Here is an 11032-nt window from a genome sequence, read left to right on the forward strand (position 1 = left end):
GGCGCCTCCTCAACCGGCCGCCCCGAGCGACAGCATCGCCCTGGCATTCATCTCGCCGCACAAGGCCTTGAAGTCGGTGTCCACGGCGAAGAAGCCGAAATCGAAGTCGTCGCACAGGCTTTCGAAAACCTGCCGCACCACGGGCTCGTCGTTGGCCGCCACGCCGCTGCCCAGCCGCTCGGAGCTGCTCTGCAGCGCAATACGCGCATCGGGCTCCCAATCGACCATGACCTTCAGCAGCGACGCGTTCATCGGGCTCCAGTGGCGGCGGATTTCCGCGAAGCGCCGGCTCGTACCGGTCTTGCGGATCATGGCGAGCCGGGTGTCGAGATCCTGGCACAGGTGATGGATCGCCGCCCTGCTCTGCAGCTTCCCGGCGAGAAAGAGCATTTCCGCCGCCGCCTGCGCGCCGCCGGCATCCGCTCCGTTCGGCGTGCCGAGCAGCTTGTCGACATCGAACCGCTTTGCAAGCAGCGTCATGCAGGCATCCAGCTTGGCCGGATGCACGGTCAGGAGGGTGTCGAAGCCGGCCAGCGCATCCTCGAGCCGGTCCCGGGCCTGCTGCTTGGCGGCCGCATCCAGGCCATCCCTGGCCCCCAGGTCGAGTGCTTCGTTGAGAACATCGAGGGAGCCCGCGAACTCTTCGACGATCGCCTGCAGCATGCTGTCGTCGCATCGCCCCCGCTTGCGAACCCGCTTGACGTCGTCCAGCAGCCGGCGCAGATGCTGCGCGTGCTTGACGAACCGGTCCACCGTGCTGCGCTCCGGGAATTCGTCCTTGCTCAGCTCCATGTGCTTGAAGTCCAGCGCCCGGGCCGAGTGAAGCGCTTCATGGGCATCCTTGTAGTCGCGCAGTTCGTCGATGACGGCGAGCACGGCGGCCACCGAACGCGGGCCGGGCCCTTGGCCCGCCCGGGTTCCGAGCGGCACCGGCCGGAACTTCTCCTGGCGCAGATACAGCACCGGGGTCGCGAAGTCCCGCCCGGTGCGTCGCGGTTGATTGAGGATCGCCTTGCGGGCCTCGGTCATGGCCTCGTCCAGCGTCACCCCCTGGGACCAGGCCAGATAGAGCATCCGGGAGAACTCCACCGCGCTGCCGTCGTAGATGTTGTACTGCATGCCGATCACGGCGGGGATGCCGCAGCGCACCAGCGAAGGCGCGATGCCGGCCCACGAGTTGCGCCCGTCCGTCGCCGCGGAATGACAGGCGCCCAGCACCGCGAGCTGGATGCCCTTGCTCGCCAGCATCATCGCGATCTCGTCGACGGCCCATCGGTCCGCCCCCCCATCGTCGCGCTGCAGCACCAGGGCGGCGCGAAACCCGCCCGATGCCCCGTCGATCTGCAGCACGCCGTGCCCGGCGAAGTGGAACACGTCCGCCCCCGTGAGCAACAACTCCTGCAGTCGCCTCTTGGTGGCCGGCGTGCACGCATCGACGCCGATGTGCTCGACACCCTCGAGCGCCTTGGCGAGATTGGCGAGTTCCACGTCGAGCTTCAGCGCCTCGTTCTGCTTCTGAAGCCCGCCAGGCTCGCAGAGCACGGCAAGCAGCCGCTTTTTCGGGCCGCTGCGCTGTACCGGCGTCAGGATCTCGCCGAACACTTCGTTGCGCACGAGCGAGATCCTCGGCTCCAGAACGAGGAACGCCCGCCTGCCATCGGAGTTGCCGGGGCCGTTCAGTCCCCTGTCGACGCAGGCGAACTCCCAGGGGATGCGATCGAGCTCGATGTCGTCGCAGCGGATCCGGATGCGCAGGCCCTGGCTGGCTTCGAGCTTGGACAGCGAGTTCAGCAGAAAGGCCCTCGCCGTGTCGGGGAACAGCAGCGCGCCGATCTCGGCGCCCACGGCCCGCAACCAGCCGTCGTCGGCGTCGAAGCTCCGCTTCTCGAGCTCCACGAGCCGGCCACTCAATGCAGGGGACAGTGATACCCGGTCGGGCAGTTCCTGCTGGCCGACCGGGCAGTCGTCGACCTGCACGCAGAAGCGCAATCCCTCCGGCTGCTTCTCGCAGCCGAACAGCCGGAGGTCGAGATTGCGGTATTCGTCGATCACGGCACGAAGATGCGAAGGCGTCCTGCGAAGTCCTTGCTAACATCTTCGCGCACGCGAAGCGGGCGCGAATCCTACAAAAGGGGTATGCCCAACAGCGGACTCTCAGGCTCTCAGGCCTTGAAGCCGATCACGTCCTGCCGCTGCTCCCCCAGCCCCTCGATCCCCAGCGTCATCACGTCGCCCTTCTTCAAATAGAGCGGCGGCTTCATGCCCAGGCCCACGCCCGGTGGGGTGCCGGTGGTGATGACGTCGCCGGGCACCAGCGTCATGAACTGGCTCACGTAGCTCACGATCCTGGCGACGTTGAAGATCATGGTCTTCGTGCTGCCGGTCTGCATGCGCTTGCCGTTGAGGTCCAGCCACATCGACAGCTTCTGCACGTTCGGCACCTCGTCGCGCGTCACCAGCCAGGGGCCGATGGGGCCGAAGGTGTCGCAGCCCTTGCCCTTGTCCCAGGTGCCGCCGCGCTCGATCTGGTACTCGCGCTCGCTCACGTCGTTGATCACGCAGTAGCCGGCCACGTGGTCCAGCGCGCTCTTCTGCGAGACGTAGCGCGCGGCCTTGCCGATCACCACGCCCAGCTCCACCTCCCAGTCGGTCTTGACCGAGCCCTTGGGCAGCATGACCGGATCGTTCGGGCCCTGCACGCAGCTGTTGGCCTTCATGAAGACCACCGGCTCGGCCGGGATGGGCAGGCCGGACTCGGCCGCGTGGTCGGCGTAGTTCAGGCCGATGGCGATGAACTTGCCCACGTTGGCCACCGGGCAGCCGTAGCGCGGCTTGCCCCGCACCAGCGGCAGCTTCTCGACCTTCTGCTTGCGCAGCTTGGCGAGCACGGCATCGCCGAGCTGCTCCGGGCCGATGTCCTTGATCACCGCGCTCAGGTCGCGCAGCTGCCCGTTGTCGTCGATGAGGCCAGGCTTCTCCTTGCCCGGGTTGCCATAGCGAACGAGTTTCATGTGGTCCTTTCTGGGGGGATCAGTAAGTGGAGCGGCCGCCCGACAGGTCGAACACGGCGCCCGTGGAAAAAGAGCAATCCTCGGTGCAGAGCCAGCCGACCAGCGCGGCCACCTCTTCCACCGTGCCGAAGCGGCCCATCGGGATCTTCGACAGCATGAAGGCGATGTGGTCCGGCGTCATCTGGTCGAAGATGGCCGTCTTCACCGCGGCGGGCGTCACGCAGTTGACGCGGATGCCGGTGTCGGCCAGTTCCTTGCCCAGCGACTTGGTCAGCGCCATCACTGCCGCCTTGCTGGCGCTGTACGCGCTGGCGTTCGGGTTGCCGTCCTTGCCCGCCACCGAGGCGATGTTGACGATGCGACCATAGCCCTGCTTGCGCATCTGCGGCACCACCTCGCGACAGCAGAGGAAGACCCCGTCGAGGTTGACCGCCATCACCTCGCGCCAGGCGTCGACCGGGTAGTCCCACAGCTTGACGTTCGGCCCGGTGATGCCGGCGCTGTTGACCAGCGCATCGATGCGCCCGGCCCGCGCCAGCGTGCCCGCCACCGCCTTGGCCACCGAGGGCTGCTGCGCCACGTCGACCTTCAGCGCGGAGGCCATGGGCCCGAGCGACCAGGCAGTCTTCTCGGCCGCCTCGGCGTCGCGGTCCCACAGCGTGACGCTGCCGCCCGAGGCGATCAGCCGCTGCGCGATGCCGCGGCCCAGCCCCGTGGCGCCGCCGGTCACCACCGCATGCCGGCCCTCGAAGTCCAGCTGGTTCATATGGTGATGCCGCCGTCCGCCGCGTAAGCCTGCCCGGTGACGAACTGCGACTCGTCGCTGGCCAGGAAGACCACCAGCGGCGCGATCTCCTCGGCCTGCGCCAGGCGCCCCATGGGCTGCCGCGCGATGAAGGCCTTGCGCGCCTCCACCGGGTCGGCATTGGCATTGATGCGGTCGGCCAGCGAGGGCGTGTCCACCGTGCCGGGGCACACCGCATTGCAGCGGATGCCCTGCCCCACGTAGTCAGCCGCGATGCTCTTGGTCAGGCCCAGCACCGCCGCCTTGGTGGTGCCGTAGACGCAGCGGTTGGGCAGGCCCTTGATGCTGGAGCACACGCTGGCCATGTTGATGATGCTGCCGCGCCCCGCCGCCAGCATGCCGGGCAGCACGGCCTGGATCGTCCACAGCTGGGCGCGCACGTTGAGGCGGAAGGCGAAGTCGAGGTCGTCGTCGCTGGCCTGCAGCGCGGCGCCGTTGTGCACCACGCCCGCGCAGTTGAAGAGGATGTCGAGCGAAGGCAGCGTCTTCGCGAAGGCCTCGATCGCGGCCTTGTCGAGCACGTCGAGCTTCGCGGCCGTGACGTTGGCCACGCCGGCAAAGCGCTCGAGCAGCTTCTCGTTGACGTCGGTGGCCCACACCTGCGCACCTTCGGCCGCGAGCGCGAGCGCGCTCGCATGGCCGATGCCCTGGCCCGCCGCGGTGACGAGCGCGGTCTTGCCCTTCAATCTCATGGGTGTCCTTCCAGCTGTTGTCGGGGGCGCGACGCGTGTTCAGGGTTTGGCCCGATGTGCGCGCTGCAAAGCGGATCGTATTCTGAATTGGCCTGACCACTTGGCCAATCCAGGACAACCCCTAAGCTCCCCCGTGCCCCTGCAGACCCTCGAACCCCGGCGCCTGTACCGCCAGATCGCCGACCAGCTCAGCGCGCTGATCGCCCAGGGCGAGTTCGCGGTCGGCTCGCGGCTGCCGGCCGAGCGCGACCTGGCCAAGCAGCTGGGCGTGAGCCGGCCCTCGGTGCGCGAGGCGCTGATCGCGCTGGAGGTCGAGGGCTGGGTCGAGGTGCGCACCGGTTCCGGCGTGTACGTGCAGGGTCGCGCGCAGCAGGCGGCCGCGGCGCCGGCCAGCACCGAATGGGGCCCGCTGGAGCTGATCCGGGCGCGCCGCGTGGTCGAGGGCGAGACCGCGGCCATCGCGGCCGGCACGGCCAGGCGCAAGGACATCGAGGCCATGACCCGCGCCATCGAGCACATGCGCGAACTGGCCGACCGCAACGTGATGCCGCTGGAAGGCGACCGCGCCTTCCACCTCGCCATCGTCGAATGCTGCGGCAACGTGGTGCTGTCGGAGACGGTGCAGGGCTTCTGGGACTCGCGCCGCGGTCCGATCTTCACCCGCCTGGGCGGCTACTTCGAGAGCGTCAAGTCCTGGCGCAGCGCGATCGCCGAGCACGAGGCGATCCGCGACGCCATCGCCGCGCACGACGCGGAGGGCGCGCGCGCCGCCATGCACGCGCACATGGACAAGTCGCACCAGCGCTTCAGCGCCAGCTGGCGACGGGCCAACCAGTTCCTTCAACCAACGACGGAGACAAGACGATGAACACCAAGAAGCGTTTCACAATCAAGACGATCGCCGCCTGCCTGCTCGCCGCGGGCGCCCTCGGCGCGGCCCAGGCGCAGACCAAGCTCAAGTGGGCGCATGTCTACGAGACTTCGGAGCCCTTCCACAAGTACTCGGTGTGGGCCGGCGAGGAAATCAAGAAGCGCACCAACGGCAAGTACGAAGTGCAGGTCTTCCCCGCGTCGAGCCTGGGCAAGGAGGCCGACATCAACCAGGGCCTGACCCTGGGCACGGTGGACATCATCCTCTCGGGCGCGAGCTTCGCGGGCCGCACCTCGCCGCCACTGGCCGTGTCGTACTTCCCCTTCATCTTCCGCGACGCCGAACACCAGCTGAAGTACGCGAAGAGCGACGTCTTCAAGGAGCTGGCCAAGGGCTACGACGACAAGAGCGGCAACCACATCACCGCGCTGACCTACTACGGCGCGCGCCACGTCACCTCCAGCGCCGCGAAGCCGGTCGCCAAGCCCGAGGACATGAAGGGCCTGAAGATCCGCGTGCCCGATGCGCCGGCCTACCTCGCCTTTCCCAAGTCGCTGGGCGCCAACCCTACCCCCATCGCTTTCGCCGAGGTCTACCTGGCGCTGCAGAACGGCACGGTGGACGCGCAGGAGAACCCGCTTCCCACCATCGAGGCCAAGAAGTTCTTCGAGGTGCAGAAGAACATCTCGCTGACCGGGCACATCGTCGACTCGCTGCTGACCATCGTCTCCGGCTCGACCTGGGGCAAGCTCTCGGCCGACGAGAAGAAGATCTTCACCGAGGTGATGCAGGAGGCCGCGGAGAAGACGGGCCGCGAGATCATCGCGTCGGAAGCGCGGCTGGTGGACGAGTTCAGGAAGAAGGGCAACAACGTCATCACCGTGGACAAGAACGCCTTCCGCGAGGCGGTGCTGAAGAACACCAAGCCGACGGACCACGGCTACCGCCAGCAGGACTACGACCGCATTCTGGCGATCAAGTGACGCCGCGATGAGCGAACAGAAGATCATCGACGACGAGGGCCACTTCCACGCCGAGGACGAGGCGGTGGACCTGTCGGGCACCATCGCCGAGGGCTGGGCCGCGCTGGCGCTGTTCTGGCTGCTGGGCCTGACAGTCTTCTACCAGTTCGTCACGCGCTACGTGATGAACGACTCCGCCGCCTGGACCGAGGAGCTCGCGCGCTACATGCTGGTGGGCGTGGTCTTCATCGGCGCGGCCATCGGCGTGGCCAAGAACAACGCGATCCAGGTCGACTTCTTCTACCGCTACCTGCCCGAGGTGGTCGGCCGCTGGCTCTCGCGCGCAGTCGACGTGCTGCGCATCGCCTTCTTCGCCGCCGCGGTGGTGATGACGGTGCAGATGATGATGAAGATCGGCAACCAGACCCGCATGACCATCGTGGACCTGCCGATGAACATCGTCTACGGGCTTTGCCTGATCGGCTTCGCGGCCATGGCCTGGCGCTCGGTGCAGGTGGCGCGCGTGCACTGGAAGCGCGGCTACAGCGTGCTGGAACGGCCCGAATCCAGCCTTTTGGATCGATAGAACAAAAGACGATGCTCAAGATCTTCTTCCTGGTTTTCATGGCCGGCGGCATTCCCGTGGCCATCGCCATGGCCGGCGCCTCGCTGGTCTACATCCTGACCGCGGGCAATCTCCCGCCCTTCGTGGTCATCCACCGCATGGTCAGCGGCGTGGACAGCTTCCCGCTGCTGGCGGTGCCCTTCTTCATCCTGGCCGGCAACCTGATGAACAACGCCGGCATCACCACGCGCATCTACAACTTCGCGCTGGCGCTGGTGGGCTGGCTCAAGGGCGGCCTGGGCCATGTGAACGTGCTGGGTTCGGTGATCTTCGCCGGCATGAGTGGCACCGCCATCGCCGACGCGGCCGGGCTGGGCACCATCGAGATCAAGGCGATGAAGGAACACGGCTATGCCACCGAGTTCGCGGTGGGCGTGACGGCCGCCTCGGCCACGCTCGGCCCGATCATCCCCCCCAGCCTGCCCTTCGTGATCTACGGGATGATGGCCAACGTCTCGGTGGGCGCCCTGTTCCTCGCGGGCATCCTGCCCGGCGCGATGATGGCCATGCTCATGATGTTCACCGTGGCGTACTACGCACACCGCAACGGCTGGGGCGGCGACGTCAAGTTCTCCAGCACGCGGCTCTTCAAGGCGCTGTGCGAACTGGCGGTGGTGGTCGGCTGGCCGCTGCTGGTGTGGCTGGCGGTGGCGAAGCTCGGCGCGCCGGCCCAGATGACCGTCTTCGTCGCGCTGGCCCTGCTTTTCGTGCTGGACCGCATCTTCCGCTTCGAGGCCCTGCTGCCCATCATGACGCCGGTGCTGCTGATCGGCGGCATGAGCACCGGGCTCTTCACGCCCACCGAGGGCGCCATCGCCGCCTGCGTGTGGGCCATGATCCTGGGCTTCGCCTGGTACAAGACACTCTCGTGGAAGATGTTCGTCAAGGTCTGCCTGGACACCATCGAGACCACCTCCACCGTGCTCTTCATCGTCGCGGCCGCCTCCATCTTCGGCTGGATGCTCACCGCCACCGGCGTGACGACCGACATCGCCAGCTGGGTGCTGGGCTTCACCAAGGAGGCCTGGGTGTTCCTGCTGCTGGCCAATCTGCTGATGCTCTTCGTCGGCTGCTTCCTGGAGCCGACCGCGGCCATCACCATCCTCGTGCCCATCCTGCTGCCGATCGCCACGCAGCTGGGCGTGGACCCGATCCACTTCGGCCTGGTGATGGTGCTCAACCTGATGATCGGCCTGCTGCACCCGCCCATGGGCATGGTGCTGTTCGTGCTGGCGCGGGTGGCGAGCCTGAGCTTCGAGCGCACCACCATGGCGATCCTGCCGTGGCTGGTGCCTCTGCTGGTGAGCCTGGCGATCATTACCTACATGCCGTCACTGGTTCTGTGGCTGCCGAAAATGTTCTTCTGACCTCCCGGGAACACCCACGATGAATCCCTTTATCCGCCTCCATCCCGCCGACGACGTCGTCATCGCGCGCGGCCAGATCGTCGGCGGCACGCAGATCGAAGGCGTGACCACCCGCGGCCTGGTCCCGCCCGGCCACAAGGTCGCCGTGCGCGCCATCGCCCAGGGCGAGCCGGTGCGCCGCTACAACCAGATCATCGGCTTCGCCAGCCGGCCCATCGCGCCGGGCGAGCACGTGCACACGCACAACCTCGACATGGGCCCGGACAAGGGCCACTTCGAGCGCGACTACGCCTTCGGCGCCGACGTCAAGCCGGCGCCGGCGCCGCGCGAAGCGAGCTTCATGGGCATCGTGCGCGCCGACGGCCGCGTGGCCACGCGCAACTACATCGGCGTGCTGACCAGCGTGAACTGCTCGGCCACCGCGGCGCGCGCCATCGCCGACCACTTCTCGCGCCAGACCAATCCGGCGGCGCTGGCGGCCTACCCTCATGTCGACGGCGTGGTCGCCCTCACCCACGGCACCGGCTGCGGCATGGACACCCAGGGCATGGGCATGCAGCTGCTGGAGCGCACCCTGACCGGCTATGCCACGCATGCCAACTTCGCGGCCGTGCTGGTGGTGGGCCTGGGCTGCGAGGCCAACCAGATCAACGCGTGGCTCGCGACCGGCAATCTGCGCGAGGGCGAGAACCTGCGCGTCTTCAACATCCAGGACACGGGCGGCACGCGCAAGACGGTGGAGAAGGGCATCGCGCTCATCCACGAGATGCTGCCGCGCGCCAATGCGGTGAAGCGCGAGCCCTGCAGCGCCGCGCACATCACCATCGGCCTGCAGTGCGGCGGATCGGACGGCTATTCCGGCATCAGCGCCAACCCCGCGCTCGGCGCGGCGGTGGACCTGCTGGTGGCGCACGGCGGCACCGCCATCCTGTCGGAGACGCCCGAGGTCTACGGCGCCGAGCACCTGCTCACCCGCCGCGCGGTGCGGCGCGAGGTGGGCGAGAAGCTGGTCGAGCGCATCCGCTGGTGGGAGCACTACACCGCCATCAACGAAGGCGAGATGAACAACAACCCCTCGCCCGGCAACAAGGCCGGCGGGCTGACCACCATCCTCGAGAAGAGCCTGGGCGCGGTGGCCAAGGGCGGCACCAGCAACCTGGAGGCGGTGTACGAGTACGCCGAGCCGGTGCGCGCGCACGGCTTCGTCTACATGGACACGCCCGGCTACGACCCGGTGAGCGCCACCGGCCAGGTGGCGGGCGGCGCGAACATGATCTGCTTCACCACCGGCCGCGGCTCGGCCTACGGCTGCGCGCCCTCGCCCTCCCTGAAGCTCGCCACCAACTCCGCGCTGTGGCAGCGGCAGGAGGAAGACATGGACATCAACTGCGGCGAGATCGTCGAGGGCACCGTCTCCATCCAGGAGATGGGCCAGCGCATCTTCGAGCTGGTGCTGGCCACCGCCTCGGGCGCGCCGAGCAAGAGCGAGCAGCACGGCTATGGACAGAACGAATTCGTGCCGTGGCAGGTGGGTGCGGTCATGTGAGCGGCGGCCGATTCCCAAGTCAGGAAGCTCTTATGCCCCAGACCATCCAAGCCAGTACCCTCCGCGCCCAGGTCGCCGCCATCATCGCCGGCACCGGCAGCACCCCGGCCGAAGCCGAACAGGTCGCCGACAACCTGGTGCTCGCCAACCTCAGCGGCCATGATTCGCACGGCGTCGGCATGGTGCCGCGCTACGTCGACGCCGCGGCCGAGGGCGGCCTCAAGCCCAACGCCGCCGTCAAGACCAACCTCGACACCGGCCCCATGCTGGCGCTCGACGGCCAGCGCGGCTATGGCCAGATCGTCGGCGTGCAGGCGATGGAGATGGCCATCGAGCGCGCGAAGCAGCACGGCACCTGTGTGCTCTCGCTGGCCAATGCGCATCACCTCGGCCGCATCGGACACCTCGCCGAGATGGCGACGGCGCAGGGGCTGGTGTCGATGCACTTCGTCAACGTGCTCTCGCGCCCGGTGGTCGCACCATGGGGCGGGGGCGACGGGCGCTTCGGCACCAACCCGTGCTGCATAGGCATCCCGATTCAGGGTGAAGATCCCTTCGTGCTGGATTACGCCACCAGCCGGGTCGCCCAGGGCAAGATGCGCGTGGCCCACAACAAGGGCGAGCGCGTGCCGCCCGGCTACCTGATCGACGAGCACGGCGCGCCCACCGACGACCCCGGCGTCGTGGTGGTTCCGCAGAGCAATGGCCTGTTCGGCGCGCTGATGACCTTCGGCGAGCACAAGGGCTACGGCATGGCGGTGGCCTGCGAGCTGCTGGGCGGCGCGCTCACCGGCGGCGGCACCTGGCACCGGCCGGCCGACACCGCGCGCACCGTGCTCAACGGCATGCTGGCCATCGTGATCGACCCGGCGAAGCTGGGTACGCAGGCCAGCTTCGAGCAGGAAGCACGCGCCTTCGTCGACTGGCTGCGCCAGAGCCCGCCCGGCCAGGGCTTCGAGGGCGTGCTGATCGCCGGCGAGCCCGAGCGCAAGGCGCGCGCGGCGCGGGAGCGAGAGGGCATCTGGATCGATGACGCGACCTGGGGCGAGATCGTCGCGGCGGGGGCCAAGGTGGGCGTCGACGTCCGCTGACGGAAGCCCGGGGCGCGCCAAGGTGCATCCCGCAAATGGATGATGCACCGTCGGCCCGGCGG

10 protein-coding genes are annotated in these 11032 nt (G+C 68.1%); 6 read left to right on the forward strand and 4 right to left on the reverse strand.

The annotated features are described in order from the left end of the window. Window positions 1-9 precede the first annotated feature (9 nt). The 4 genes from A8M77_RS12985 to A8M77_RS13000 form a co-directional block, all read right to left on the reverse strand. Window positions 10-2052, reverse strand: coding sequence for a CHAT domain-containing protein (locus tag A8M77_RS12985; RefSeq protein ID WP_086921920.1), 2043 nt, complete (start codon window positions 2050-2052; stop codon window positions 10-12). 110 nt (window positions 2053-2162) lie between these two features. After that, window positions 2163-3011 (reverse strand): fumarylacetoacetate hydrolase family protein, encoded by an 849-nt coding sequence (locus tag A8M77_RS12990; RefSeq protein ID WP_086921921.1) that lies wholly within the window; start codon window positions 3009-3011, stop codon window positions 2163-2165. 19 nt (window positions 3012-3030) lie between these two features. Continuing rightward, a complete protein-coding gene (locus A8M77_RS12995) occupies window positions 3031-3777 on the reverse strand; it encodes an SDR family NAD(P)-dependent oxidoreductase (RefSeq protein ID WP_086921922.1) in 747 nt (248 codons plus the stop codon). Next, window positions 3774-4508, reverse strand: coding sequence for an SDR family oxidoreductase (locus A8M77_RS13000; protein ID WP_086921923.1), 735 nt, complete (start codon window positions 4506-4508; stop codon window positions 3774-3776). Before A8M77_RS13000 ends, A8M77_RS12995 begins: the two co-directional genes overlap by 4 nt. A gap of 133 nt (window positions 4509-4641) precedes the next feature. Here A8M77_RS13000 and A8M77_RS13005 point away from each other — a divergent pair, with 133 nt between their 5' ends. Genes A8M77_RS13005 through A8M77_RS13030 form a run of 6 tightly spaced genes read left to right on the forward strand, consistent with a single transcriptional unit; the run spans window position 4642 to window position 10970 of the window. After that, a complete protein-coding gene (locus A8M77_RS13005; RefSeq protein ID WP_086921924.1) occupies window positions 4642-5376 on the forward strand; it encodes a FadR/GntR family transcriptional regulator in 735 nt (244 codons plus the stop codon). Next, window positions 5373-6362 (forward strand): sialic acid TRAP transporter substrate-binding protein SiaP, encoded by a 990-nt coding sequence (locus A8M77_RS13010; protein ID WP_086921925.1) that lies wholly within the window; start codon window positions 5373-5375, stop codon window positions 6360-6362. The genes A8M77_RS13005 and A8M77_RS13010 overlap by 4 nt, the downstream gene beginning before the upstream one ends. Window positions 6363-6369: 7 nt before the next feature. Next, on the forward strand, window positions 6370-6927 hold the full coding sequence (locus A8M77_RS13015) for a TRAP transporter small permease (RefSeq protein ID WP_086921926.1): 558 nt from the start codon (window positions 6370-6372) through the stop codon (window positions 6925-6927). Window positions 6928-6938: 11 nt separating this feature from the next. Continuing rightward, entirely contained in the window at window positions 6939-8333 is a 1395-nt protein-coding gene (locus tag A8M77_RS13020; protein WP_086921927.1) for a TRAP transporter large permease, read from the forward strand. 19 nt (window positions 8334-8352) lie between these two features. Beyond that, window positions 8353-9879 (forward strand): UxaA family hydrolase, encoded by a 1527-nt coding sequence (locus tag A8M77_RS13025; RefSeq protein ID WP_086921928.1) that lies wholly within the window; start codon window positions 8353-8355, stop codon window positions 9877-9879. Between the two features lie 32 nt (window positions 9880-9911). Next, window positions 9912-10970 carry a malate/lactate/ureidoglycolate dehydrogenase gene (locus tag A8M77_RS13030; RefSeq protein WP_086921929.1) on the forward strand — a complete coding sequence of 353 codons (1059 nt, stop codon included), beginning with the start codon at window positions 9912-9914 and terminating at the stop codon, window positions 10968-10970. Window positions 10971-11032 lie beyond the last annotated feature (62 nt).

The sequence above is a fragment of the Variovorax sp. JS1663 genome, from assembly GCF_002157355.1.
Taxonomy (GTDB): Bacteria; Pseudomonadota; Gammaproteobacteria; order Burkholderiales; family Burkholderiaceae_C; genus Variovorax.